At 64.9% G+C, this 24,763-nt stretch carries 23 protein-coding genes; 14 read left to right on the top strand and 9 right to left on the bottom strand.

Annotated features, from left to right (window positions below; genetic code table 11):
- Positions 1-11: 11 nt before the first annotated feature.
- Positions 12-980 (bottom strand): Bug family tripartite tricarboxylate transporter substrate binding protein, encoded by a 969-nt coding sequence (locus AXYL_RS06605; protein ID WP_013392016.1) that lies wholly within the window; start codon positions 978-980, stop codon positions 12-14.
- 49 nt (positions 981-1,029) lie between these two features.
- Positions 1,030-2,613, bottom strand: coding sequence for a sulfatase (locus tag AXYL_RS06600; protein ID WP_013392015.1), 1,584 nt, complete (start codon positions 2,611-2,613; stop codon positions 1,030-1,032).
- 133 nt (positions 2,614-2,746) lie between these two features.
- Between AXYL_RS06600 and AXYL_RS06595 the strand changes: the two genes are divergently transcribed.
- Together AXYL_RS06595 and AXYL_RS06590 are read left to right on the top strand one after the other, a co-directional pair.
- A complete protein-coding gene (locus AXYL_RS06595) occupies positions 2,747-3,652 on the top strand; it encodes a LysR family transcriptional regulator (RefSeq protein ID WP_013392014.1) in 906 nt (301 codons plus the stop codon).
- Positions 3,653-3,747: 95 nt separating this feature from the next.
- Complete coding sequence (locus AXYL_RS06590; RefSeq protein ID WP_013392013.1) at positions 3,748-4,197, top strand: DUF6389 family protein; 450 nt, start codon at positions 3,748-3,750, stop codon at positions 4,195-4,197.
- A gap of 54 nt (positions 4,198-4,251) precedes the next feature.
- On the opposite strand, the gene AXYL_RS06585 is transcribed toward AXYL_RS06590, so the two are convergent.
- From AXYL_RS06585 to AXYL_RS06560, 6 genes are all read right to left on the bottom strand, one after another.
- Positions 4,252-4,695 (bottom strand): CopD family copper resistance protein, encoded by a 444-nt coding sequence (locus AXYL_RS06585; RefSeq protein ID WP_013392012.1) that lies wholly within the window; start codon positions 4,693-4,695, stop codon positions 4,252-4,254.
- Between the two features lie 136 nt (positions 4,696-4,831).
- Positions 4,832-7,270: a TonB-dependent siderophore receptor gene (locus tag AXYL_RS06580; RefSeq protein ID WP_013392011.1), complete on the bottom strand. Its 2,439-nt coding sequence runs from the start codon at positions 7,268-7,270 to the stop codon at positions 4,832-4,834.
- A 66-nt stretch (positions 7,271-7,336) separates the two neighbouring features.
- Positions 7,337-8,320: a FecR domain-containing protein gene (locus AXYL_RS06575; RefSeq protein WP_013392010.1), complete on the bottom strand. Its 984-nt coding sequence runs from the start codon at positions 8,318-8,320 to the stop codon at positions 7,337-7,339.
- Complete coding sequence (locus tag AXYL_RS06570) at positions 8,317-8,823, bottom strand: sigma-70 family RNA polymerase sigma factor (RefSeq protein WP_013392009.1); 507 nt, start codon at positions 8,821-8,823, stop codon at positions 8,317-8,319. Before AXYL_RS06570 ends, AXYL_RS06575 begins: the two co-directional genes overlap by 4 nt.
- A gap of 130 nt (positions 8,824-8,953) precedes the next feature.
- Positions 8,954-9,676 (bottom strand): DUF4377 domain-containing protein, encoded by a 723-nt coding sequence (locus tag AXYL_RS06565; protein WP_041652570.1) that lies wholly within the window; start codon positions 9,674-9,676, stop codon positions 8,954-8,956.
- A gap of 438 nt (positions 9,677-10,114) precedes the next feature.
- The gene (locus AXYL_RS06560; RefSeq protein WP_013392007.1) at positions 10,115-10,942 is read right to left on the bottom strand and encodes a lysozyme inhibitor LprI family protein; all 828 of its coding nucleotides are present in this window, start codon (positions 10,940-10,942) and stop codon (positions 10,115-10,117) included.
- Between the two features lie 283 nt (positions 10,943-11,225).
- Here AXYL_RS06560 and AXYL_RS06555 point away from each other — a divergent pair, with 283 nt between their 5' ends.
- The 4 genes from AXYL_RS06555 (at position 11,226) to AXYL_RS06540 (ending at position 15,714) form a co-directional block, all read left to right on the top strand.
- Entirely contained in the window at positions 11,226-11,993 is a 768-nt protein-coding gene (locus tag AXYL_RS06555) for an extracellular solute-binding protein (protein WP_013392006.1), read from the top strand.
- 330 nt (positions 11,994-12,323) lie between these two features.
- On the top strand, positions 12,324-13,667 hold the full coding sequence (locus AXYL_RS06550; protein ID WP_013392005.1) for a COG3014 family protein: 1,344 nt from the start codon (positions 12,324-12,326) through the stop codon (positions 13,665-13,667).
- An 18-nt stretch (positions 13,668-13,685) separates the two neighbouring features.
- Positions 13,686-14,300, top strand: a complete 615-nt coding sequence (gene lpoB, locus AXYL_RS06545) for a penicillin-binding protein activator LpoB (RefSeq protein WP_013392004.1) — start codon at positions 13,686-13,688, stop codon at positions 14,298-14,300.
- Between the two features lie 61 nt (positions 14,301-14,361).
- Complete coding sequence (locus tag AXYL_RS06540) at positions 14,362-15,714, top strand: curli production assembly/transport component CsgG family protein (protein WP_013392003.1); 1,353 nt, start codon at positions 14,362-14,364, stop codon at positions 15,712-15,714.
- 119 nt (positions 15,715-15,833) lie between these two features.
- Here AXYL_RS06540 and AXYL_RS06535 read toward each other — a convergent pair whose 3' ends face one another.
- Complete coding sequence (locus AXYL_RS06535) at positions 15,834-16,433, bottom strand: nitroreductase family protein (RefSeq protein WP_013392002.1); 600 nt, start codon at positions 16,431-16,433, stop codon at positions 15,834-15,836.
- Positions 16,434-16,614: 181 nt separating this feature from the next.
- On the opposite strand from AXYL_RS06535, the gene AXYL_RS06530 reads away from it, so the two are divergent.
- The 8 genes from AXYL_RS06530 (at position 16,615) to AXYL_RS06495 (ending at position 24,761) form a co-directional block, all read left to right on the top strand.
- A complete protein-coding gene (locus AXYL_RS06530) occupies positions 16,615-16,986 on the top strand; it encodes a tRNA-binding protein (protein WP_013392001.1) in 372 nt (123 codons plus the stop codon).
- 104 nt (positions 16,987-17,090) lie between these two features.
- A complete protein-coding gene (locus AXYL_RS06525) occupies positions 17,091-18,227 on the top strand; it encodes an NAD(P)/FAD-dependent oxidoreductase (protein ID WP_013392000.1) in 1,137 nt (378 codons plus the stop codon).
- A gap of 28 nt (positions 18,228-18,255) precedes the next feature.
- Entirely contained in the window at positions 18,256-18,672 is a 417-nt protein-coding gene (locus tag AXYL_RS06520) for a RidA family protein (protein WP_013391999.1), read from the top strand.
- Positions 18,673-18,797: 125 nt separating this feature from the next.
- Positions 18,798-20,243: a M81 family metallopeptidase gene (locus AXYL_RS06515; RefSeq protein WP_013391998.1), complete on the top strand. Its 1,446-nt coding sequence runs from the start codon at positions 18,798-18,800 to the stop codon at positions 20,241-20,243.
- Between the two features lie 53 nt (positions 20,244-20,296).
- A complete protein-coding gene (locus AXYL_RS06510; protein WP_013391997.1) occupies positions 20,297-21,868 on the top strand; it encodes an ABC transporter substrate-binding protein in 1,572 nt (523 codons plus the stop codon).
- A 52-nt stretch (positions 21,869-21,920) separates the two neighbouring features.
- Positions 21,921-22,856 (top strand): ABC transporter permease, encoded by a 936-nt coding sequence (locus AXYL_RS06505; RefSeq protein ID WP_013391996.1) that lies wholly within the window; start codon positions 21,921-21,923, stop codon positions 22,854-22,856.
- A gap of 13 nt (positions 22,857-22,869) precedes the next feature.
- On the top strand, positions 22,870-23,745 hold the full coding sequence (locus AXYL_RS06500; RefSeq protein WP_013391995.1) for an ABC transporter permease: 876 nt from the start codon (positions 22,870-22,872) through the stop codon (positions 23,743-23,745).
- A gap of 8 nt (positions 23,746-23,753) precedes the next feature.
- Positions 23,754-24,761 (top strand): ABC transporter ATP-binding protein, encoded by a 1,008-nt coding sequence (locus tag AXYL_RS06495; RefSeq protein WP_013391994.1) that lies wholly within the window; start codon positions 23,754-23,756, stop codon positions 24,759-24,761.
- The last annotated feature ends 2 nt before the right edge of the window (positions 24,762-24,763 follow it).

Below are 24,763 nucleotides of genomic sequence, written 5' to 3'. Positions count from 1 at the left end.
GTGTTACAGCGCTATTCCCCGCGTATCCCCGCCTTCTCGATCACCTCCTTCCAACCTTTCGCCTCTCTGTCCACCCACGCCGCGGCCTGCGCCTTGCCCGCGAACGGTCCGCGCATGCCCAGCACGGCCATGCTCTGCTGGAACTCCGGCATGGCATAGACCTTGGCCAGCGTATCTTCCCAGACCCGCGCGATTTCCTTGGACGTCCCCTTGGGCGCCATCACCAGGAATGCAAACGACACGTCATAGTTCTTCAGCCCGGCCACGCCCGATTGCGCCGCGGTGGGGACTTCAGGCAGGTCGGCGTCGCGTTCCTTGCCCGATACCGCCAGCGCTTTCAGCTTGCCCGCCCGCACATGCGGCAGAACCCCTGGCGTGGCGAGAAAGGCGGCCTGTATCTGGTCGCCCAGCAAGGCATTCACAGCCGGAGCGTTGCCGCGATACGGCACGTGCGCGACTTCCATGCCAGCTGCGAGCCTGAGCTTTTCGAAGGCGAGGTTGCCGGGACTGCCATAGCCGGCGGAGGCATAGGTGATGCGATTGGCTTTGGCGTAGCGCAGGAATTCGTCCAGCGTGTTGATGCCGAGCTCGGGACGAACCGCCAGGGCCAGGCCAAAGGAGCCGGCCAGGCTCAGCGGTTCCAGCCGTTGGGTGACGTCCTTGTCCAGGCCCTTGAAGATGTAGGGATTGACGGTCATCAGCGTGTCCAGCGTCATCAGCAGCGTGTAGCCGTCTGGTGCTGCCTGGGCCACGGACTGGGCGCCAATATTGCCGGAAGCGCCAGAGCGGTTTTCCACGACGATGGTCTGGCCCAGGATCTTGCCCGCGTGCTGGGCGATGGCGCGGGCTTCGAGGTCCAGCGGACCGGCGGGCGGGAAGTTGACAATGAGGCGGACGGGACGCGCGGGGTAGTCGGACGCCATGGCAACCGAGGTTCCGGCCGCAAGCAGCGCCGTACAGAACAGCAAGGACTTGATCATGCTTTCTCCTGGGTGGCGCCGACCCCGAGGCCGGCACCGTTGCGGGGCATCAGGCAATGGCGCTGGGATGCGGACTGGTCTCGGCGTGGCGGATCATGCTGCGCGACAGCTCCAGCAGCAATTCGGCGCGCAGCGCGCTGGCGGCGGGGTCGTCCCACAGATTGCGCAGCTCGTGGGGATCTTCGCTCAGGTCATAGAGTTCGCCCCAGGCCGCATCGGCATAGACGCTGAGACGGTGGCGCGCGGTCTGCAAGGTGCGCATGCGGGTGCGGCCGGGAAAGCCGAACATGGTGCGCTGGCCTTCTTCCTCGATCAGCACCGCATCGCGCACGGTGTCGGCCTCGCCAGACATGAGGGGCAGCAGGGACGCGCCCTGCATGCCGTTGTAGGCCGGCAGGCCGGCGCGCGCCAGCACGGTGGCAGCGATGTCGGCCGTGGAGCACAGCGCCTGGCTGCGCGGCGAGACCGGAGCTGCCTGCGGATCGCGCCAGATGAACGGCGTGCGTATCAGGCTCTGATAGTGGATCGGCCCCTTGAGCAGCAATTGGTGGTCGCCGAAGTAATCGCCATGGTCGCTGGTGAAGATGACGACGGTGTTGTCGTCCAGCCCGTTCTCGCGCAGCGCCTGCATAACGCGGCCTATCGTGGCGTCGATATGGCTGATGGAACCGTAGTTCAGCGCAATCGCCTCGCGCGCCTCGCGCTCGGTGCAGGCAAAGATCGCAGGCGTGTGCTTGACGGCCTTGCCCTGGTCGCGCTGCTGGTGCATCCAGGCCACGTGCGGCGGCGGATGATGGCCCGGCGCGGCGCTGGCATGGAAGGACTCCGGCAGGATCACGTCGTCAGGCTGGTACATGTCCCAGTATTTGCCGTGGGGCGTGTAGGGATGGTGCGGATCGGGAAATGAGCACTGAATGAAGAAAGGCTTGCCGCTGGCGGCATGCTCGCGCAGTTGCGCGATGGTCTGGTCGCCGACGTACGCGGTGGTGGAGCATTCCTCAGGCACGCGGGTGCGCCAGGCCTGGTGATGTTCCGTCAGCACAAAGCCAGGTGCGGGCAAGGCGTGTTCAGGGCCCCACAGACGCCGCGCTTCGGGGTGTTCCCACGCCAGCCAGCGCTCGTAGTGGCCCCAAACCTGGTCACCGTGGTCCACCGCCAGCGCCACGCGCTCGAAGCCATAGAACGGCATGTCAAGGTCATGCCTGGGATCCGTGCGCCATAGCGGCCCCCATTCCTGGTCGTAGTTGCCGGGCTCGGCGGTCCAGGCCTCGCCGCGAGCGCCATCACCCGCCGGCGGCCAGATGGCGGGCTTGCCGGTCATGTTCTGCAAATGCGACTTGCCGATCAGCGCGGTGGCATAGCCCGCGCCGCGCAGGCGGTCAACGAAGGTGGTGGCGCGCTGCGACAGCGGAATGCCGTTGTGGCGCACGCCATGCACCGAGGGCATGCGGCCGGTCATCAGGGTGGCGCGGTTGGGCATGCAGATGGGCGACGCCACATAGAAGCGGTCCGCTGACCAGCCCTGCCCCGCCAGCGCGTCCAGTTCCGGCGTGCGCAGCATGGCATTGCCATAGCTGCCCAGATGGTCCGCGCGCTGCTGATCCGTGATGAATAGCAGGAAATTCGGCTGCATCGTGTCTCCTCGCCGCCGGCTTTGCGCCGGCTTGGCTCTGTTGTCAGGCCATTATGTGCAGGGGAGACATAAATTGATAATGAATTAATATTACCGAGCCATAACCGTGAATTTATGTCTAAAGGACGCACGCATGGACTGGACCCACCGCATCCGCCTGCGCCACCTGGCCATCCTGGTGCGCCTGTGCGAAACCCGCAACCTGAGCCAGGTCGCCGCGGAACTCAACATCACGCAGCCCGCGTTGTCGAAGTGGCTCAAGGACCTGGAAGAAGACATCGGCCTGACGCTGTTCGACCGTCACGCACGCGGCATCGAGCCCACGCACTACGGCCTGGAATTGCGCACTCACGCACGCGAGATCCTGGGCAAGCTGGGACGCGCCCAGGACACCATGGCGCAATTGGCCCGCGGCGCCACCGGCACGCTGGCGGTCGGCGTCACGCCCAACATCGCGCCGGTGCTGCTGCCGCCCAGCATCCAGCGCTTCCGCGAACGCTATCCCCGTGTGCTGCTGCGCCTGGCAGAGAACACGCTGGACTACCTGCTGCCCTTGATGCAGGAAGGCACCTTCGATGTACTGGTGGGGCGTCTGGAGCAGCACTCGCTGCCGCGCAACCTGCACTACGAAGAGCTGTACGGCGAGCCCATCTGCCTGGCCGTGGGTACAGCGCACCCGCTGGCGAAAAGGCGCAAAGTGACTTGGCAGGATGTGCAGGAGTATCCCTGGATCGCGCCCGGCGACTCGACGCCCATGCGGATCCGCATCGATTACGAACTGGCGCTGGCCGGCCAGCCCACGCCCTGGCATCAGGTGGAATCGTCGTCGGTACTGGTCAATGTGGCGCTGCTGGAGGGATCGGACCTGGTGCTGCCGATCTCGGAGCGGCTGGCACGGCATTTCGCGAAGCAGCACATGATCAAGGTACTGCCGCTGCCGATGCGCAGCCGGGGGATCACAGGCATGGTGTGGCGCGATGCCGCGCTGGCATCGGAGCATGCGGCGTACTTCATGGAGTGCATGCGGCTGGCGCGGTGACCGTCATGGAAAATGGCAGATAATTCACGGGACTCGCCGCCGCGGATCCAATGGCGGACGCGCCGGCGCACGGCCGGCCCTGAACGGAAATTTCCATGACCCAATCCGAATACCAGATCGAACTGCTGCGCATCCTGCGCGCCCACGGCGCCGCGGCCAACGCCACGCTGGCGGCGCTGATCGCCGCCCTGCCGCCCAAAGCGCGCGAGATCCACTTCGTGGTGTTCCCAGACCAGGACGGCGAAGGCACGTTTTCCGTGGTTGCCAGTCTGGAAGGTCCGGACCTGTTCGTGCTCAACAAGGCCATCGAAGGTCACCGCTACCTGTTCGACGTCCGCCATACGGAAGACGGCATCGAACCCGAGGTGCCCCTGTTCGCGTCGGACGAAGCTGGCTTCAACGTGCAGGACGTCATCGTCGACACGGCGATGCAGTGGGTGGCGGAACTGTGGGCAGCCAGCGGCCAGGGCCGTTCGCCGCTGCCCGGGCTGGCGTATGGGGAAGAAGGCTACGGAACGCGCGAGCCGCTGGTATTGCCGGCATAGGCTGCGTCGGCTGCCCTTATCGGGCGTACAGCTCGTCGCCAGCGCGAACCGCGCTCACCAGGTCACATAGAACATGGCCTTGGCCAGCACCACGATCAGCACCATGTGGCAGAACACGCTGACATGCATGCGCCGGCTCAAGGCCCCGGTAAGGCGCTGGCGCCGCGCCAGCGTCAGGGCGGTGGCGACATGGACCAGCACGCTCAAGGCCAGCGCGATCTTCAGCGACAGCAAGAGGCCGAAGGACGAGGCGAACGGATCGGCCAGCGCGCTGCGATACTGCCAGGCCAGGCCCAGGCCGGCCAGATACAGCACCACCACCGACCAAGGCAGCACGGCACGCACGCGCGGCGCCAACTGGCTGCCCAGCGCACGGCGCACGTCAGGCGACAGGCGCTTGTGCACGGGCTCCAGGAACAGCACCTCGAAGGTGACGGTGCCGACAAACAGGAAGGCGGCGAGCAGGTGCAGAATGAGCAGCAAGGGGTAGGTGTTCATGGCTGCGTGTGGGAAAGACCATCAGTCAGGATTGTCTCATCCGCGCCGTTCGCTGCAACATGACAAACATCAAACGTCCCCTGCTGGCACGGGACGCTCCCCCGACGCCTGACTCTCACCGCCCCCGCAGCCCCGTTCAGAACTTGTAGCTCACCTTCATCCAGACGTTGCGGGGCGTCCCGTAGTTGTAGCCGTTGTAGCCCCCCAAGCCACTGTAGTAGTACTTGTCGGTCAGGTTTTCCACGTTGACGGAAGCGGAAACATGCTTATTGAAGTCATAGCGCGCCATCAGGCCAAACAAGGTGACGCCGCCCTGGGTGGCGCGTCCCAGGCCGCTGGCCTCGTCGTAGTAGATGCTGCTCTGGTAGCTGACGTTGCCGCCGACCGTAAGCTTGTTCCACTCGCCCGGCAGCCGGTAGCTGGCAGCAAGGCGGAACAGCCGCTGGGGCGTGCTGGGCAGCAGCAAGCCGCCTTCGGCGTCGCGCTTGGCAAAGTAGGTATAGCCGCCCATCAGCTGCAAGCCGGGCGCCACTTCGCCGGCCAAGGTCAGCTCGAAACCCTTGCTGCGCGCGCCCTTGACCGCGCGGTAGGGCGTGCTCCCGTCCGGCAGCGGTGGGCTCGACGGGTCCTCGACCGCGACGTTTTCCTCCTGGGTACGGAAGATCGCGAAGCTGGAGTTCAGTTTGCCGTCCAGGTGTTCGCCCTTCAGGCCGATTTCATAGTTCTGCCCGGTCTGCGGCGGCAGCACCACATTGCTGGCGTCCCGCGACGTGGTGGGAATGAAGATCCGGGTATAGCTGGCGTAGGCGGAGAAGTCCTTGCTTACGTCCACGACCACGCCGGCATAGGGCGTGAAGACGCCGTTTTCCTTGGCGGTCGGGTTGGTGGTCCAGAGATTGGCGGGGCCGTTGTAGGACGATGAATTTTCTTCGTACCACGTAGTCCGGGCGCCGAGTATCACCGACACCGGGTCCGCAACCTTCAGCCGCGCCGAACCATAGATGGCGGTTTCCTTCGCATCCAGGAAAGTGTTGAAGAAGGTGTAGGGCATGGACGGCTTGGGGACGTCGCGCAGCTCGTAGAAATTCACGGGGCGGCGGTCCCAGCCGGCAGGGTTTGCCGAATTCAGATTGAGTTCGCTGGTGTAGCGGTTGTAGCTCATCCCCAACACGGCGCGGTGTTCCCTGCCAAACGCCTGGAATGGCCCTTCGGCGTAGATGTCGAAGGATTTGTTGGTCGAGTCTGCCGGGTTGTCGCGCAGTTCGATGGTGGAGGCACCCGACGGATCTATGGGCCGGTACGCCAGCAGATAGCCCCAGGCCGCTCTTCTTTCATTCTTCAAGCGGCTGGCATCCATCTTGATGTGCCAGCCGCTGCTGAAGCGATGGTCCAGGGTGGCGAATATCCGGTCCGTGTACATGTCCCATTGGCTCCAGGGCGTCACGGGATTGAAGGACCGGGGAAGGTTGGTGCGCGTGCCGTCGCTGTAGAACAGTGGCGCCTGGCCGAAATTGGCGCCGTCGATGGCGGTCTTCTGGTGCTCGTAGCCCAGGCTGACCGTGGTGCCCGGCAGGATGTCGGCTTCCAGAATGCCATAGAAGACATCGTCGGACCGCTTCTTGTAGTCGATGAAGCTGTCGCCCGCAGTGCGGGCGGCAACTACCCTGGCGCGCAGCGTGCCGGCGCTGTTCAGCGGGCCGCCCAGGTCCACTTCCGCGTTGTAGCTGTTCCAGCGGCCGACGCCGGCGGTGACATGCCCCGCGAATTCCGATGTGGGGCGCTTGCGCACCAGATTCACCGAACCGCCAGGCTCGCCCACGCCGTTGAGCAGGCCCGCCGCGCCGCGCACGACTTCCACCCGGTCATAGATGGCGGTGTTGATCATGCCCGCTTCGGCGGACGGCGTTTTGAACGACAGCGTGGGTACGCCATCGAGCATGGTGTTCAACGCGAAGCCGCGCGAAGTGAATTGCACGCGCTCATCCAGCCGGTCGACGGCGATGCCGGGCGTCTGGCGCAGCACCTCGTCCAGCGTGTTCAGGTTCTGGTCGTCCATCTGCTGGCGCGTGACGACGCTGATGGATTGCGGGGTTTCGCGCAGCGACAGCGGCATGCGGGTGGCGGCGCTGGTCGCCGGCACCGTGTAGGAGCCCGTGCCTTCGGAGGGACCTTCGTCGCCCGCGCCGGTGACGGTCACGGCGGGCAAGGCCGTGACCTCGCTCTGCGGCAGTTTGCGCAGGGTATAGCCGCCGTCGGCGCGGCGCGCCGGCTCCAGGCCGCTGCCGGCCAGCAACTGGCGCAGCCCGTCCTCGAAGCCATAGCTGCCGCGCAGTCCGGGCGATTGCAGGTCGCGCGTCAGGGCGGGATCGAACGACAGCAGGACGCCGGCCTGGGCGGCGTAGGCCGAAAGCGCCGCGCTGAGCGGTCCGGGCTCGATGGCCACGCTGATCTGCCCGGCAGGCGCCTGCGCATGAGCAGGCGACACTACCCCGGCCAACGGCAGCGCGAACGCGCCAGCCGCGAGCAGTGCAGGAAGGGAAACGCTTGTGCGCAACGGGGGAAGCTGACGGGGCATGACATGCACTCCAGATATTGGTCTTATCCTCGTAGCCAGATAAGACGCAGAAAGTGCTAGTCGCCGTTACAAAATAGTCTCGCCGCGCGGCACTAGCGACACCCAGTAACGGGTGCGATAGCGCAGGCCGAGCTGCAGGGTGTCAGCCACCGTGGCCAGCACCCGGTCGGGTTCGGCCAGCGGGAAAGCGCCGGAAATGGGCAGATGCGCCACTTCGGGCGCGCAATCGATCCAGCCCTTGCGGTAGCGTTGCAATTCGCGCAGGAATTCACTCAAGGGCATGCTGTCGACCTGCAGCATGCCGCGCTGCCAAGCCGAGGGATCGCCAACCAGCGCTTCGGCGCCGTCGATATGCCCGCTGGTGAAGCGCAAGCCCATGCCCGCCGGCACGATGCGCGCCGCATCCGCTGGCGCCCCTGGCAGCGCCACGCGCACGGCGCCTTCCAGCACCTGCACCGCCGATACGCCGTCGTCGCGTCTGACCACGAAGCGCGTGCCCAGCGCGGTGATGCTGCCTTCGCGGGTACGCACGATGAAGGGCCGCGCAACCTGCTGCGGGTCTGGAGACGTTTCGATCAGGATTTCGCCGCCGTGCAAGGCAATCAGCCGCTGCTGCGCATCGAACAGCACGTCCATGGCCGTGGCGGCATTGAGCACTACGCGGCTATGGTCCGCCAACAGCACCTCGCGCCGCGCGCCGACCGGCGTGCGGTACTGCGCCACCCAGCCGCGCCAGGCCTCATCGACCTGGGCGTAACCGATAGCCCCCCCGGCGCCGATCAGCACCAGCAGCTTGCCCAGCGCAGCCCGGCGGGCGGATGAGCGCGGTCGCCCCAGCACCGGCAGCATGCCCTTGGGCAACGCCTCGAAACGGCGCGTCAAGGCTTCGGTGCGCTGCCAGGCGCGCTCGTGTTCGGGATCGGCCTGGCGCCAGGCCTGCCATGCTTCCCGGTCTGCCTGGCTGACGGCGCCCGAGGTCAGCCGCAGAAACCATTCCACCGCGCCGTCCAGCGCTTGCGGGTCGATGCGCCCTGCTTCGCCGGCGCTCATGGCGCGAATTCCAGGCATTGCCTCAGGGCGCGGGCGATGTACAGCCGCACCGAGCCGACCGACACCCCCAAGGTCTTGGCGATGTCCGCGTGTGTCAGGCCTTCAAGCTGGCAAAGCAGAAATGCGCGCCGCACCGCGACGGGCAAGCCGTCCAGCATGGCATCGATCTCGCACAAGGCTTCAAGCGCCATGGCGCGCGACTCGGGCGACGGCGACTGCGCTTCGGGCAGGTGCGCCAGCGTTTCCAGATAGGCGCGTTCGAGATCCCTGCGCCGCAGGTGGTTGACCATGAGGCCGTGCGCGATGGTCGCCAGATAGGAGCGCGGCTCGCGGATGTCGCCAGGTTCACGGCGGGCCAGTACACGCAGGTAGGTGTCGTGCACCAGGTCGGCGGCGTCGAAGGCGCATCCCAACTTTTTACGCAGCCAGCCCTGCAGCCAGCCTTGATGTTCCTGGTACAGCGTGTGCAGGGGGTGCCGCGGAGAGGGGTCGGAGGCGGCCATGAAGACGCACGGTTATAAATGAGAATAACTATAATTTACAATATTGTGCCCGCGCCGGGTGAAATGACTGCGCCCGGCCGCTGTCTCCAGGGGCCGGGCGCAATCGGGCTATCCAGGTGGAGCTGGCGTCTTACTTCTTCGACGCGTCCTGCTCCACCACCATGTCCAGCACATACACCTGCTTGGGCGCGTCCGCCGGCGGGTTCTTCCAGTCGTAGCGCTTCACGCGCAGCACGGTGCGCACGCCGTCCTGGTGCTGGAAGCCTTCGATGGACTGATACAGCGGATGCCACTTGTCCTTGGTCGGCTGCTGCACGCCGGCTTCGTTGTAGCGGCGTTCGCGCACCATCAGGCATTGATAGTTGGGAATCAGCGGATGGCTGCACTCGGTCTTCTTCGCGGCCACTTCCAGGAACATGATTTCGCCAGCGCTGCCGTACAGGGTCTCGGGCGTGGGTTCACCGACAAACTTCAGGACGCTGCCGTCCTGCGCGACCAGCTCCAACCCGGGTTCGGAGGCGTGTCCACTGAACGTGGCGCGCAATTCGCCCTTCATGCGCTGGCCGATTTCGGCGTCCAGGCGCATCAAGCTTTGGTCGCAGGCCTTCATGGTCGACGCAAGGTTGGCCACCTGCAGCACGCCGTTCTTGTAGGTGTAGCCGCCAAACTGCGCATTGCAGCCGCCGCGGATGTTCAGGGCGTCCTGCGAGAACGACAGGCGCAACTGGTGTTCGACGCCGGCCTGGAGCGCGGCAATGGGCTTGCCAGCCGCGTCGGTGGCGGAAGCCAGGCGCCAGTAATAGGCGGGCAGATTCACGTCGGAACTGGCGGGCGTAGTGGCGGTAGTGGGCATGGAGGACGATCCTTCACGGGGAGAGGAGGTCGGAGCGCAAGCTTGCAGCAGCGCGGCGCATACGGACGCAAGGAGGATGGTTTTCTTCATGATTCGTTCCTGTCAGCCGGATGGCACTGATGAAAAGCGGATTCTACGTTCGCAGAATGGACGTTTTGGACTCGGCGCCGTCCAGTCGGTTTCAAAATCTTGCGGTAGATCCGGCCTGAAAAACGCGATAAACGACGCGCGCACGACCGGATTTCCTCTCCTGCAACAGGCGCGGCTGCGGCCCGCAGGCGGGTGTCCGCGGCCCTCACCCAGACATTACCATTCGACACATTACCCGCAAAATACTGCAAGTATTGCGAACACCACCCCTTCCTGCCGGCAAAGTGCGGAAATCATCATGAAATCTCGCCGGCATCCGGCCTGCCGCCCTTGCGAGGCACTCCGCGCTTAATTGGCTTGCGGATAGGCCGCGCCGGTCAGGCACGCCCGGGCCCATTCGTAATCGTCGTCGCCCATGATCTCTCCATCGATCTTGGGCAGCGGCTTGGCGGGATAGGAAAAGTCCGGCTGTTGCGGCTTCATGTTCCATTTGGTCTCGCCCATGGTATCGGAGCATGCCTCGTCCGAGCTGCTGAACGAGCACGACGCCGCCAACTGGGGCTTGCCATCCACCACGTTGGCGACATAGCGCTTGGTATAGACGCTGCCCGTGGCCCAGTACTCGTCGACGGAGCAGATGCGGTCCTTGTTCTGGTAATGCCGCGTCGCGAAGCAGCCATAGTAGGCGTGTTCGCCCGGCAAGAAGTCGCATGAAGTCGAGTAGCCGGCGTAAGCGCCGCCGGTGAATTGCGCCTGGAACTGCTGCTGGCTGACCGCGCGGCTGATGAGGTCCGGCAGCGCAGCGCCCTTGCGCGTGGTCTGGAGTTCGGCCGTGCGGTCACGGATCAGCTCGCGGGCGACTGCGGCAGCCGTCTTGCCCTCTGGAACCGCGCCCGGATCCTGGATCAGGTTCGCGAGCGCCTCGTCGCGCGCCGCGATCCAGCGCTTCTGGTTGTGCGCCAGCATGGCGCGGATATCGCCATCAGGCGCCTGCTTCAGTAGGGCGGCGTAAGCGCGGTTCAGCTCGGCATCCGCCGACACGGTCTTACGGTCCGAGCAGATCAGCTTTTCCACGGCGCTTGCGGCTTTCGCGCAATCGATCGCGTATGCGGGCGCGGCAAGCGCGAACAGCCCCGCCACGCACAACAAGCGGCCTGCGGTGATTCCAGATTTCATGTGAAGTTTCTCGTGAGGATGCGCCTCGCATTGTCTTGATGCCTGAAGACTGTGTCGTCGTCCATCGCGAGGCGGCGGCAAGGCTGCAATTTTGCACGGGACTTTTTAACAGACTGGAAACAGAGTTCTACCCTCTGCAACGTCCTCGCCGGAATATTCCCCTTCTGTTGCGCGTCTACCGGGTGGCGAGCCGCATTGGAAACCTCGCGGCGCGCTATGGATCAACCAGCCGATCACGCCGGTTATCGCAACCGGCCTCACGGCGCAGAACGGAAGTATTGATATGAAGTCGATCAGATCCCTTGCCTGCGGCATTGCCCTGGCTTGCACCGCGGCCGGCAGTGCCTGGGCCGCTCCCGGCCTGAACGTGTACGGACCGGGCGGGCCCGCACCAGCGATGAAGGAAGCGGCTGCGGCGTTCGGCAAGCTGCACGGCATCGACGTTGCCGTCACCGCAGGCCCGACGCCCGCCTGGGCCGACAAGGCCAAGCAGGACGCCGACGTGATCTACAGCGGCGCCGAGAACATGATGAGCGGCTTCGCAACGGCGCTGCCGGGCGTGTTCGAATTGCGCGAGGCCCGCACGCTGTACCTGAGGCCCTCGGCCATCCTGGTGCGCCCGGGCAATCCCAAGGCCATCAAGGGCTTCAAGGATCTGCTCAAACCGGGCGTCAAGGTCATGGCTGTGTCCGGTGCGGGACAGACCGGACTATGGGAAGACGTGGCGGGCCGGTTGGGCGACATCGAGACCGTGCGTGCCTTCCGCGCCAACCTGGTGCTGCCCGAAGCCGGCAACAGCGCCCAGGCGCGTACCCAATGGACCGAGGACAAGACCATAGACGCCTGGCTGATCTGGAACATCTGGCAAGTGTCGAACCCGGAACTGGCCGGCGTGGTCGAGGTGGAAGAGCCATACCGCATCTATCGCGACGCGGGCGCCGTCGTCACCAAAAAAGGCAAGGGCAATGCCCAGGCGCAGGCCTTTGTCGACTTCCTGACCGCGCCCGAAGGCCGGGCGATCTTCAAGAAGTGGGGTTGGAAAACGGATTGAGGCCGGACTGCCTGACGGCAAATACATAAGGCACCGCGTCCTTCGGTCTCCCGGAAACCGCGGCCTTCCGAATCTCTAGATAATCCGCTCCCGCATCGCCTTGATCGCCTGGGAGCGGACTCTCCTTGCTTGCCTTCATCGATCGCACTACCGGCTAAACCGCCGTCGGCGTTGGAACTACGACGACTATTGATAATGACGCCCAAAAATAAGACAAAATAAAACAAAAATAGTCACAAAATTGCTAATATGTTTACATTGTGATTAAATGTGAATAAATGAATAACAATTTCACAACTAATAATATTTAATCACACTTGTGGAGAAGCAATGAAGTGGGCTGCTGTTGCAGGCTTGGCCGTGGTGTTGGCGGGTTGCGCCAACCCTCAAGCACGAAAGGACTTTTCACGGGATCTGGCTGGCGGCAATCTGCCTGCAGCCACCAGTAACGCGGTGCTGGCGGCAGGTCCCGAAGGCGCCGCTCCGACGGATCTGCCTTGGGCCCTGGAAGCCGGAACCCTCTTGCGGCAAAGCGGCCTGCCCGAGCGGTCCACGCAAATGCTGGACGGCGCCGAAGAGTTGATGAAGGACGACGACACGCGCAATGTGGCGGCCAGTGTCGGCAATCATGCCCTGTCGCTCGTGGCCAATGACAACGTACTGCCCTACGCTCCGGCCGTGTACGACACGGTCATGCTCAATACCTACAAGGCTTTGAATTTCTGGCAGTTGGGCGACCATGCCAACGCGCGTGTCGAATGGAACCGCAGCGATGACCGCCAGCGTCGCGCAGCTGAACATTTCGAGGCCGAAATCAGCAAGCAGCGCGATGAGCTGAAAGAGGGCGAAAACTCCGACCTGGTCAACCGCAGCCTGTCCGGCACGGACGAGACCCTGCTCAAGGCCGGCGTCGACTTGTCCCAGTGGACGCCTTACGCCGGTTACGTCAACCCGGCCGCGCTCTACCTGCATGGCCTGTACTTTCTGATCAACGGCGAAGGGCAGGCTGATGCCGATAAGGCACGCACCAGCCTGGAGCGCGCGTATGCGCTGACCAAGAATACGCAGGTCAAGATCGACGCTGCGGCAGCCCAGTCCAAGGGCGGCAAGCTCAAGCCCGCGGTCTGGATCGTCTTCGAGAACGGCACGGCTGCGCACAAGGAGCAATTGCGGATCGACCTGCCCCTGTTCCTGGTAAGCGGCAACATCAAGTACACCGGCATTGCCCTTCCGGTCATGCGCGAAGGCACGCCCGCCTACCCTTACCTGAGCGCTGGACGTCAACAAACGCAAGTCCTGGCGGACATGGACACCATCATCCGCGGCGAATTCAAGACCCGTTTCAACGCCATCCTGATCAAGGAAATCGCGCGCGCCACGGCCAAGACCGTGCTGCAGAAGCAGCTGAACGACTCCAGCCCGCTACTGGGGACGTTGGCCGGGATAGCGCAGGCTATTTCGACGCAAGCCGACCTGCGTTCGTGGTCGACGCTGCCGCACAACTTCCAGCTGATGAACGTGCCTTATCCCCAGTCGAACCAGCTGACGCTGGGCGTCCCCGGCCATGAAGACATCGTGGTCGATCTACCCCAGGAAAAAAGACCGGTAGTCGTGTATGTGCGAGCCCTGAATGCCGCTATTCCGCCTCGCGTCGACATTCTGGCCTCCAAATAACGATCTACTAGGAACACCATGAGCGTAAAGCTTTCTCTTACGGCCGCCTTGCTGGCGGCAACGCTGGCGGGCTGCGCACCCACGACCCAATACGTCAACCAGAAGACCGATAACGTCGCGGTGATGGGGCTGGACTACAAGGACTTCGAATCGGCGGCCAACAAGATGGTCAACGACATGCTGAACTCGCCATTGATGGTGCACCCGAAGGCTGCCCAGGGCGGACGTTTCGTGATCGCGATGTCCAATCTCACCAACGACACGGCGCAACGCATCGACACCGACCAGTTGACCAAGAAGATTCGCGTGAGCCTGCTCAACTCTGGCCGCTTCGTCATCACGACGGCTGTCGGCCTGAACGGTCCCGAAGACGCAATGACCGCAAAATCGCGCGCGTTGAAGGGCTCGAAGATGGTCAATCAGGCCACCGTGAAGAAGGACGGCCGCGTGGTCGCCCCGGACTTTTCGCTGTCGGGCAAGATCCTGCAGCGCAACAACCGCGTCGATAGCCGCACGCAGCAAGTCGATTACTACTTCCAGCTGACGCTCACCAACCTGGACAACGGTCTGGCTTACTGGGAAGGCGAAGAAGCAATCATCAAGCGCGGCGACAACCGCACGGTGACCTGGTAAGGGTCATGGACGAATAGGCCGCCTGCCTGCAGCAGGCGGTCTTTTTTTCAAGAGCAGATTCATGATGAAGAAATGGATTTTGGGCGCGGCAGTGTTCTGCGTCGCCCACGCGGCAAGCGCCGAAGATGTCACGGTGCCCGCGGTCGGGTACGGCGACACCTTCGAGCAGGCCGTCGAATCGGCCCTGGGCAATGCCATCAAGCAAGTCAATGGCGCCGCCGTTGCAACGCGCTCGGCCAGCCCGAAAGCCTACGTACAGGTCAAACGGGATGCCGAAGGCCAAGCCTCGGCTGAACTCGACGCCAAGCGCACCGAGCAGAACACGGACAGCGGCTTGATCAAGGATACGGTCACCAACAACGAGCAGACCCTGAATGCCAGCGCCTCGGCGCAAGCCCAGGCGTCCAGCAAGACGACGGTCGAGGCAGGCGTCGGCAGCACGAATGACGTGCGCGCGCAGGGCAAGGTGAAAGGTTACTCGGTGACCAAGCAGGAGTGCGGCGGCAGCAAAGGCTGCATGGTCGAATTGTCGGTAACGATCGAGAAGTTCGAGTACCAGGCAAAATCTCCCAAGCTGGAACGCGACAGCATCGCCATCGTCACGACCGGCAAGTTGCGCCGCAGCGCCCTGTCGGCGGACATGCGCCAATCGGTTACCGACAAGCTGGTCAAGAGCGGACGCTTCACCGTTCTGGACCGCAGCAATGACGCCGCCTTCGAAAAGGAAAACGACTTCCTGGCCAGCGACAACGTATCCGACCAGCAGCGCGCCCGTCTGGGCCAGGCGGCAGGGGCGGATTTCCTGTTGATCATCGACCTGACGCAAGCCAGCGTTTCGACGCGGGTCCAGGAAAACAACGTCGAGCTCACCGGCGAATCCACCCGCGAAGTCTCGCAAGCCACGCGCGCCTCAGTACGCTACACCCTGGTCGAGGCTGCGACCCGCGCCGTGAAGTGGTCGGACTCGGCCTCGTTTGCCTCGGGCGGCAACAAGATCAGCGCGGCAATGGAACAATTCCAAGGCAAGATGGTTGGCGACATCATTGAGATCGTGAACCCGGCCAAAGTCGTGGCAGTGCAGAACGGCCGCGTGATCATCAACCGCGGCATGGGCAGCGTGAACGAAGGTCAGGTCTACGACATCTACGCCACTGGCGAGGAACTGGTCGATCCCGACACCGGCGAGAAACTCGGCGCAACCGAAGAAAAGGTGGCCTCGATCAAGATCGGCGAAATCAAGGCGAAAGTGGCCTATGGCGCCGTGGTAAACGGCCAATTGGAATCCATTGCCAAGGGCTCGATTGCCCGCATGGCCGCCCCGCCCGCCCAGCCGGCCAAGAAAACACCGCCCAAACGAGCCGCGCCGCCGAAGTCCGATCAGAAGATAGATTCGGCGGGAGGCGTCATTCTCTGACGTCCTCCATCGCTCCTGCGGACGAACCCGGCTGCAGGCGCGCCGAAAAACAAAGCCCGCATTTCCCGATGGGAAATGCGGGCTTTTCATTTGGGCGCCGTTGAGGGCGCGCCAACACCTCAGCCGGCTACGCGGAAACGCTCGGCGTCGTCCATGAACGCCTTTTCGCCGAAGCCGTTTTCGTTGGAGCCGAACGGCATCTGCGCGCGCAGCTTCCAGTAGGCCGGAACGTTCCATTCACGCGCGACAGGGCCGTCGATCAGCGGGTTGTAGTGCTGCAGGCTGGCGCCCACGCCGGCGTTGGCCAGGGTGCTCCAGACCGACAGTTGGGCCATGCCGCCCGCCTGCTCGGACCAGACCGGGAAGTTGTCCGCGTACAACGCGAATTTTTCCTGCAGGCCCTGCACCACGCCCTGGTCTTCGTAGAACAGCACGGTACCCACGCCCGCGGCGAAGCTCTTGAGCTTGGCTTCGGTCTGGGCAAAGCTCTCGGCCGGCGCAACCTTGCGCACTTCTTCGATGGCGATGTTCCAGAGCTTTTCGCTCTCGGCGCCGAACAGGATCACGGCGCGCGAGCTTTGCGAATTGAACGACGAGGGGCTGTGCTTGATTGCGTCCTGGATCAGGGAGGTCAGTTCCTCCTTGGAGATCGACAGGTTGCGGCCCAGCGAATACTGCGTGCGACGCTGCTTGAGGGCGTCCAGATAAGCGTTGCTCATGGCGATATGGCCTTCCGACGAGTAGATAGGGGAAAATGCTTGAGGAATTCTAACGACCCACGATTGTTCCGAATACGTACCAGAGCCAAAAAAACACCCTATCAAGCAGAACAAACTGTTCTGTTCATGAACCAAATCGGCTCGGTGCCAGACAAGAGACAGCCCAAATAAAGGACTCAGCGTGCACTACATCCAGGACCCGAACAGCCCAGCCGCCGCGGACATCGGCTTTGACGACTTCCTCAAGGTCGACATCCGCATCGGCACCATCCAATCGGCGCAGGCCTTTCCCGAGGCGCGCAAACCCGCCTACAAACTGACGATAGATTTCGGCGCGGGCGTGGGCATCCGGAAAAGTTCGGCGCAGATCACGGCGCGCTACACGTTGGAAGAACTGGCCGGCAAGCGGGTCATGGCGGTGGTGAATTTCCCGCCGCGCCAGATCGGGCCAATGAAATCCGAGGTGCTGGTGCTGGGTTTCGCGGACGAAACCGGCGGCATCGTGCTGGCGGTGCCGGACGACCAGGTTCCCAATGGCACGCGCTTGACCTGACCCCCTGAGCTCCTCTATCGGGGCTTTCCCCTATTACTTGTCTGCCGTCAAAAAACTATCGTATTCGAGAATTATCAAATAAGAGAATTCTCGCTTCCGACAAAATGACAGCAGAACCCCTATACGATTACGCCGTGATCGGCGCCGGCATCGCCGGCGCTTCCGTGGCCTACCGCCTGAGCGCCACGGCCTCGGTCGCCGTGTTGGAACGCGAGGCCCAGCCGGGCTACCACTCCACCGGCCGGTCCGCGGCCATGTTCATGGAAACCTACGGCACGGCCCAGATCAAGGCGCTCACCCGCGCCAGCCGCGCCTTCTATGAAAATCCGCCGCAGGGCTTCAGCGAGCATCCGCTGCTCAGCCCGCGCGGCGTGCTGTACATCGCCACGCCCGAGCAGCAGGACCTGCTACGCGAGGTGTACGACGATTTCCGCAGCCAATCGCCCAATGTGACGCTGATCGACGCCGCCCAGGCCGTCGAACGCGTGCCCTGCCTGCGCGGCGAGCAGATCTGCGGCGCCATCGAGGAACCGGACGCCCGCGACATCGACGTGCATGCCCTGCATCAGGGGTTCCTGCGCGGCATGACGCGCCAGGGCGCGGTGCTGCACAACCAAGCCGAAGTCGTGTCGGCCGCGCACGCGGACGGCGTCTGGACGCTGACCTTGTCCGACGGCCGCAGCCTGCGGGCGCGGGCGCTGGTCAACGCCGCCGGTGCCTGGGCGGACCACGCCGCGGCCCTCTGCGGCGCCTCGCCGGTCGGCCTGCAGCCGTGCCGGCGCACCGCCTTTACGTTCTCCGGTCCGCCGGACGTGGACTTTGCCCATTGGCCGGCGGTGGTCGGGGTCGACGAAAGCTATTACTTCAAGCCCGACGCCGGCCAGTTGCTGGGTTCTCCGGCCAACGCCGATCCGGTCGCCGCGCACGACGTGGTGCCGGAAGAACTGGACGTGGCCACCGGCATCTACCGCATCGAAACCGCGACCTCGCTCACCATCCGCCGCCCCAAGCACACCTGGGCCGGCCTGCGCTCCTTTGTGCGCGACGGCGATTTCGTGGTCGGCTGGGACGCCGATGCGCCCGCCTTCTTCTGGCTGGCGGCGCAAGGCGGCTATGGTATCCAGACGGCTGCGGCGACCTCCGAACTGGCCGCTGCGCTGCTCACGCGCCAGCCGCTGCCGGCCCATCTGCATGCGCACGGCGTGGATGCCGAAGCCGTGCGTCCCGCGCGCCTGCGCTGAACCTCCCCCTTGCCTGCGAGAGTCCATCATGACCACCATAGCCCGTTATCCCAGCCCCCTGCCCCTGCCGTTCTCCCGCGCCACCCAGGCCGGCGGCTTTTTGTTCCTGTCGGGCCAGATCCCGATGGACGCCAACGGCCAGGTCGTGCGCGGCGACATCACCGTCCAGACCCATGCCGCCATCGAGCGCATCAAGGAAACGCTGGCCTTGGCCGGCGCCACGCTCAAGGACGTGGTGCGCGTCACGGTGTGGCTGACGGACCTGGAACTGTTCGCACAGTTCAACGACGCCTACCGCAGCCATTTTTCCTCTGACTTCCCCTCGCGCTCGACGGTCGAGGCCAAGCTGGCCATGGGCGTGGACGTGGAGATCGAAGTGCAGGCCTGGCTGGGCGCGGCGGCGACCCACGGCGGCTACACGCCGGGCCCAGTGTCCGAAGCCTGAGCCCGCAACGCGGGCCGGTTCGATTGCTTGACGCCGCCGGGCCGACGCCGGGCGGTGCGGCCTTTCCCTCGCGCTCGCGGCAACGCCTGCGCCCCCCTGAGCACACCCTTACGCGGAGCGGCAGCATGAAAATATTTTCCGGGTCCCTGGCGACCGAGACGAACACCTTCTCTCCCATCCCGACCGGGCTGTCCGCCTACCGGGCTCGCGGCTATTACCCCGCGGGCCAGCATCCGGACCGCATGCAGATGTTCTCGGGACCGCTGTGGGCGGCGCGCCAGCGCGCGCAGGGCAAGGACTGGACCCTGATAGAGGGTCTGACCGCGGGCGCGACGCCAGCCGGCATCACCACCCGCCACGCCTACGAAACCCTGCGCGACGAACTGCTGGACGATTTGCGCCGCGCGGGCAAGGTCGACATCGCCCTGTTCGGCCTGCACGGCGCCATGGTGGCCGACGGCTATGACGATTGCGAAGGCGACCTGCTGCGCCGCGCGCGCGAGATCGTCGGTCCCGATGCCGTGATCGGCGCCGAACTGGATCCGCATTGCCACATGACGGCAGACATGGTGGAAAGCGCCGACTTCCTGGTCTGCTTCAAGGAGTATCCGCACACCGACATCCTGGAACGCGCCTACGACCTAGTGGACCTGTGCGTGGCCCGGGCCGAAGGCCGCATCAAACCCACGCGCGCCGTATACGACTGCGAGATGATTTCCATCATGCACACCAGCCGCGAACCCATGCGCAGCTTCGTGGACCGCCTGCTCGCCATGGAGGGCAAGGAAGGCGTGCTGTCGGTATCCATCGCGCATGGCTTCCCCTGGGGCGACACGCCCGACATGGGTTCCAAGGTGCTGGTCTACACCGACGGCGACCAGGCCCAGGCCGAAGCCCTGGCACGCGCGCTGGGCGAAGAGATCATCGGCTTTCGCGAACAATTGGCGCCGCCTTATCCCGGCGCCGACGAAGCGCTGGACCAGGCGCTGGCGCTGAACGACTTTCCGGTGGTGCTGGCGGATTCCGCCGACAACGCCGGCGGCGGCGCGCCCAGCGACGCCACCTTCATCCTGGAGCGCGTGCTGGCGCGCGGCATCAGCGACGTCGCAACCGGCCCGTTCTGGGACCCGGTGGCCGTGCAGCTCTGTTTCGAGGCCGGCGCGGGCGCGCGCATCCAGCTGCGCATCGGCGGCAAGGTCGCGCCAGTGTCCGGCCAGCCGCTGGACCTGGACTGCGAAATCCTGGCGCTCAAGCGCGATGCCGTCATGACTGGACTGGCCGGCACGCCCGCGCTGCTGGGCGACACCGCCATCGTGCGCAGCCAGGGCGTGACCCTCGCGCTGACCACCAACCGCACCCAGGCCATGGGCACCGACCTGTTCACGCAGTTCGGCGTGGACCTGCAGGCCATGAAGCTCGTCATCGTGAAATCGTCGCAGCACTTCTACGCCTCGTATTCGAAGGTTGGCCGCCACGTCATCTACGTGGAGACGCCGGGCGCCATCACGACCGACTACAACGCGCTGCCCTACACCAAGCGCAAATTGCCGAAGTGGCCGTTCACGGCCTGAGGCGCGATCCATCACCGCCCGGCATGGGCGCAGGAATAACCAAGGGGATAACAATGATCAGACGTTTCAGTTTGCTGGGCGCAGCCGCCCTGCTGGCCATGGGAGCCGCCACCGGCGCGCTGGCGCAGACCAAGACCCTGCGCCTGGTGCCGCACGCGGACCTCAAGACGCTGGACCCGCTGTTCAATACGGCCTACATCACGCGCAACCACGGCTACATGGTGTTCGACACCCTGTTCTCGCAGGACAGCCGCGGCCAGGTCAAGCCGCAGATGGTGGATAGCTGGACCACGTCCGAGGACGGCAAGACCTGGACCTTCACCTTGCGTGCCGGCCTGAAGTTCAACGACGGCACGCCGGTCAAGGCCGAGGACTGCGTGGCGTCGATCCAGCGCTGGGCCAAGAAGGACACGCTGGGCCAAGCCATGATGGCCGCCGGCGCCGAACTCGCCGCCACCGGCGACAACACCTTCACCCTGACGCTCAAGGAGCCGTTCGGCCTGGTGCTGGACGCCTTGTCCAAGCCTTCCGGCATGCCTCCCTTCATCATGCCCAAGCGCCTGGCCATGACGGACCCGAACACCCAGGTCACCGAAATGGTCGGCTCGGGTCCCTTCCTCTTCAAGCGCGACGAATGGGTGCCGGGCAACAAGGTCGTGTACGTGAAGAACCCGGCCTACGTGCCGCGCGCCGAACCGGCCGACGGCCTGGCGGGCGGCAAGAACGTCAAGGTGGACCGGGTCGAATGGGTCTACATCCCCGACGGCAACACGGCCACCGCCGCCCTGATGAACGGCGAAGTCGACATGATCGAACAGACCACGCCCGACTTCCTGCCCGTCCTGGAAACCAATAAGGACATCACCCTGAACACGTCTGTCGCGACGCAGGGCATGGTCATCCTAAATTCGCTGCATCCGCCGTTCGACAACCCGCTTGCGCGCCAGGCGCTGTACCACCTGGTGAACCAGAAAGAAATGCTGTCGGCCATGGGTTACCCGGAGAAATACCGCGTCGACTATTGCCCCAGCCTCTTCGTCTGCGGCTCGCCCCTGGCCAGCGACGCGGGCGCGGCGCCCTACGCCAAGACCGATCCGGCGCGCGCCAAGCAGTTGCTGCAGGAGGCCGGCTACAAGGGCGAGAAGGTCGTGATCCTGTATCCCACGGACCACCTGAGCGCGCCCGCCGTCATGGTGCTGACGCAGAACATGAAGAAGGCCGGCATCAACGTCGACCTGCAATCCATGGACTGGGCCTCGCTGGCCGGACGCCGCCTGAAGAAGGATCCGCCGGCGCAAGGCGGCTGGAACGTGTTCCTGACCTGGGGCGGCTATTACGACGCCAGCACGCCGGTGACCAACCCCTGGATGTCGGCCGCTTGCGGCAACAGCCTGCCCGGCTGGCCCTGCGACAAGGAGCTCGACGCGCTGCGCACCAGCTGGATCCGCGAAACGGACCCGGCCAAGCGCAAGGACATCGCCGCGCAGATGCAGGCGCGCGCCTACCAAAGCGTGCCCTACGTCATGTGGGGCGAGTTCAAGCCCGTGTCCGCGTTCCGCGGCCTCACGCACACCGAGCTGCTGAAGACCGGCATCCCGGTGATGTGGAACATCGAGAAGCCGTAAGGCAGGGGCCGGACGCCGCTTGCGTCCGGCCGCAAGCCGGGGGGAAACCAGCGTGAAATACATATTGCGCCGCATCGCGGCCGTCATTCCTGTCATGGCCGTGGTCGCGGTCGTGGTGTTCCTGCTGATCCATCTGTCGCCGGGCGATCCCGCGGCCGTGATCGCGGGCGACAACGCCACCGCCGACGACGTGGAGAAGATCCGCCAGAACCTGGGGCTGGACAAGCCGCTGCTTCAGCAGTTCGGCATCTGGGTCAGCCACATCGCCACCGGTGACCTGGGTACGTCCATGTCGACGCAGATGCCGGTCTCGCAGCTGATCGGCCAGCGCATGGGGCCGACGCTGTCCATCGCCATCTTCACGATGCTGTTCGCGGTGATCGTGGCGATTCCGCTGGGCGTGCTGGCGGCCTGGCACGCGGGGCGCTGGCTGGACCGGCTGGTCATGATAGGCGCGGTCTGCGCGTTCTCGGTGCCAGTGTTCCTGATCGGCTACAGCCTGGTCTATGGGTTTTCGATCAAGCTGGGCTGGCTGCCGGTGCAGGGCTACAAGCCGCTGGCGGACGGCGTGGTGCCCTACCTGCGCCATCTGGTGCTGCCCTGTCTGTCCCTGGGCCTGGTCTATATGGCGCTGCTCACGCGCATGACGCGCGCCACCATGCTGGAAGCCCTGTCCGAGGACTACATCCGCACTGCCCGCGCCAAGGGCCTGGCGGCGGGCCCCATCGTGTGGCATGCGCTGAAGAATGCCGCCAATCCCATCGTCACGACCATCGGCGTGGGCGTGGCCCTGCTGATCGGCGGCGTGGTGGTCACGGAAACCGTGTTCGCGATTCCCGGCCTGGGCCGCCTCACCATCGATGCCGTGCTGCGCCATGACTACCCCGTCATCCAGGGCGTGCTGCTGGTGGCCTCGGGCATCTATGTCCTGATCAACCTGCTGGTCGACCTGAGCTACCGGCTCTTCGATCCGCGCATCCGCTATTGAACCGGGGCTACGCATGACTACCGATACCCTGTCCCTGCCCGCGCGGCGGCCGCGCCACCGCCGCATCCTGCGCGCGCTGCGCCGCCATCCCATGCTGTATATCGGCGGCGCCATCCTGCTGGCCCTGGCCGCGATCGCGCTGGCTGCGCCCTGGCTGGCCACCGTCGACCCGCAGGACATCAATCCGCTGGCGCGCATGAAGCCGCCTTCGTCCGAACACTTCTTCGGCACCGACGCGCTGGGCCGCGACGTCTATTCCCGCACCGTCTGGGGCGCCCGCGTCTCGCTGGTGGTCGGCATCGTGGTGGCGGTGGTCTCCACCGTCGCCGGCGTGGCCCTGGGCATGGCGGCGGGCTACTTCCGCCGCATCGACGCCTTCATCATGCGCATCATGGACGGCCTGATGGCCATACCCGGGGTACTGCTGGCCATCGCCCTGATGGCCACCCTGAAGGGCGGCCTGGGCACCGTGATCATTGCCATCGTCATCCCGGAAGTGCCGCGCGTGGTGCGGCTGGTGCGGGCGCTGGTGCTGACGATACGCGAGCAGCCTTATATCGAGGCCGCGATTTCGTCCGGAACGCGCGTGCCCGCGATCCTGCTGCGCCACATCCTGCCCAACCTGTTCGCGCCGCTGATGGTGCAGGCCACCTTCATCGCGGCATCCGCCATCCTGACCGAAGCCGTATTGAGCTTCCTGGGCGTGGGCATACCGCCCCACATCCCCAGCTGGGGCAACATCATGGCCGAAGGCCGCAACTTCGTGGCCGTGGCCTTCCACATCATCCTGTATCCAGGCCTGTTCCTGGGCGTGGCCGTCCTGGCCGTCAATCTGGTGGGCGACGGGCTGCGCGACATGCTCGATCCCCGCCTGGCCAAGAAACTGTAGGAGCGCACATGCAAACTCAACCTGTCTTGCGCGTGCATGACCTCACCACCTGTTTCGACGGCGACGAAACCACGGTAGTCGCCGTGGACCGGCTCTCCTTCGACCTGATGCCCGGCGAAACCCTGGGCCTGGTCGGCGAATCCGGCTGCGGCAAGAGCGTCACGTCCCTGTCCATCATGCGCCTCTTGCGCGCCCCCGGACGCGTGGCCGGCGGCCGCATCGAGTTCGACGGCCAGGATCTGCTGGGGCTTTCTGAAAAAGCCATGCGCGCGATCCGCGGCAACCAGATCTCGATGATTTTCCAGGAACCCATGACCTCGCTGAACCCCGTGTTCACGGTGGGTAAGCAGATCAGCGAATCGCTCATGCTGCACCAGGGTCTGTCGCGGCGCGAGGCCATGGCGCAGGCCGAATCGCTGCTGGAGCTGGTGCAGATATCCGACCCGGCGCGCCGCGTGCGCGAGTATCCCTATCAGCTGTCCGGCGGCATGCGCCAACGCGCCATGATCGCCATGGCGCTGGCGTGCCAGCCCAAGGTCCTGATCGCCGACGAGCCCACCACCGCGCTGGACGTCACCATTCAGGCTCAAATCCTGCACCTGCTGCGGGAAATCCAGCAACGGCTGGGCACCTCCATCGTGCTGATCACCCATGACCTGGGCGTGGTGGCGCAGATATGCCAGCGCGTCATCGTGATGTACGCCGGGCGCAAAGTAGAGGAAGGCAGCGTCGACGACATCCTGGACCACGCCCAGCATCCTTACACCCAGGCGCTGATCCGCTCCCTCCCCGACTTTGCCGCAGGCCAGGACCACACGGCGCGGCTGGCCGAGTTGCCCGGCATCGTGCCGGTCATGACGCCCGAGTCGCGTGGTTGCGCCTTCGCGGCGCGCTGCCCGGAAGCGCAGCCGCGCTGCACCGAGCAGGCGCCGCCCGCCGCCGACGCCGGCAGCCGCCACCGCGTCTGGTGCTGGGCCCGCGCGGCCGAACCCGCCCCCGCCGCCCTGACCGCCTGAGG

Origin of the sequence: Achromobacter xylosoxidans A8 (assembly GCF_000165835.1) — a bacterium.
GTDB classification, from domain to species: Bacteria; Pseudomonadota; Gammaproteobacteria; order Burkholderiales; family Burkholderiaceae_B; genus Achromobacter; species Achromobacter xylosoxidans_B.
Note: the sequence above shows the minus strand (reverse complement) of the source record. Positions and strands in the feature narration are given on the sequence as shown.

Excerpts from the sequence above, each read along its gene's own strand:
- AXYL_RS06605 (WP_013392016.1), bottom strand. The coding sequence starts at position 980 with ATGATCAAGTCCTTGCTGTTCTGTACGGCGCTGCTTGCGGCCGGAACC.
- AXYL_RS06600 (WP_013392015.1), bottom strand. The coding sequence starts at position 2,613 with ATGCAGCCGAATTTCCTGCTATTCATCACGGATCAGCAGCGCGCGGAC.
- AXYL_RS06595 (WP_013392014.1), top strand. The coding sequence starts at position 2,747 with ATGGACTGGACCCACCGCATCCGCCTGCGCCACCTGGCCATCCTGGTG.
- AXYL_RS06590 (WP_013392013.1), top strand. The coding sequence starts at position 3,748 with ATGACCCAATCCGAATACCAGATCGAACTGCTGCGCATCCTGCGCGCC.
- AXYL_RS06585 (WP_013392012.1), bottom strand. The coding sequence starts at position 4,695 with ATGAACACCTACCCCTTGCTGCTCATTCTGCACCTGCTCGCCGCCTTC.
- AXYL_RS06580 (WP_013392011.1), bottom strand. The coding sequence starts at position 7,270 with ATGCCCCGTCAGCTTCCCCCGTTGCGCACAAGCGTTTCCCTTCCTGCA.
- AXYL_RS06575 (WP_013392010.1), bottom strand. The coding sequence starts at position 8,320 with ATGAGCGCCGGCGAAGCAGGGCGCATCGACCCGCAAGCGCTGGACGGC.
- AXYL_RS06570 (WP_013392009.1), bottom strand. The coding sequence starts at position 8,823 with ATGGCCGCCTCCGACCCCTCTCCGCGGCACCCCCTGCACACGCTGTAC.
- AXYL_RS06565 (WP_041652570.1), bottom strand. The coding sequence starts at position 9,676 with ATGCCCACTACCGCCACTACGCCCGCCAGTTCCGACGTGAATCTGCCC.
- AXYL_RS06560 (WP_013392007.1), bottom strand. The coding sequence starts at position 10,942 with ATGAAATCTGGAATCACCGCAGGCCGCTTGTTGTGCGTGGCGGGGCTG.
- AXYL_RS06555 (WP_013392006.1), top strand. The coding sequence starts at position 11,226 with ATGAAGTCGATCAGATCCCTTGCCTGCGGCATTGCCCTGGCTTGCACC.
- AXYL_RS06550 (WP_013392005.1), top strand. The coding sequence starts at position 12,324 with ATGAAGTGGGCTGCTGTTGCAGGCTTGGCCGTGGTGTTGGCGGGTTGC.
- lpoB (WP_013392004.1), top strand. The coding sequence starts at position 13,686 with ATGAGCGTAAAGCTTTCTCTTACGGCCGCCTTGCTGGCGGCAACGCTG.
- AXYL_RS06540 (WP_013392003.1), top strand. The coding sequence starts at position 14,362 with ATGATGAAGAAATGGATTTTGGGCGCGGCAGTGTTCTGCGTCGCCCAC.
- AXYL_RS06535 (WP_013392002.1), bottom strand. The coding sequence starts at position 16,433 with ATGAGCAACGCTTATCTGGACGCCCTCAAGCAGCGTCGCACGCAGTAT.
- AXYL_RS06525 (WP_013392000.1), top strand. The coding sequence starts at position 17,091 with ATGACAGCAGAACCCCTATACGATTACGCCGTGATCGGCGCCGGCATC.
- AXYL_RS06520 (WP_013391999.1), top strand. The coding sequence starts at position 18,256 with ATGACCACCATAGCCCGTTATCCCAGCCCCCTGCCCCTGCCGTTCTCC.
- AXYL_RS06515 (WP_013391998.1), top strand. The coding sequence starts at position 18,798 with ATGAAAATATTTTCCGGGTCCCTGGCGACCGAGACGAACACCTTCTCT.
- AXYL_RS06510 (WP_013391997.1), top strand. The coding sequence starts at position 20,297 with ATGATCAGACGTTTCAGTTTGCTGGGCGCAGCCGCCCTGCTGGCCATG.
- AXYL_RS06500 (WP_013391995.1), top strand. The coding sequence starts at position 22,870 with ATGACTACCGATACCCTGTCCCTGCCCGCGCGGCGGCCGCGCCACCGC.
- AXYL_RS06495 (WP_013391994.1), top strand. The coding sequence starts at position 23,754 with ATGCAAACTCAACCTGTCTTGCGCGTGCATGACCTCACCACCTGTTTC.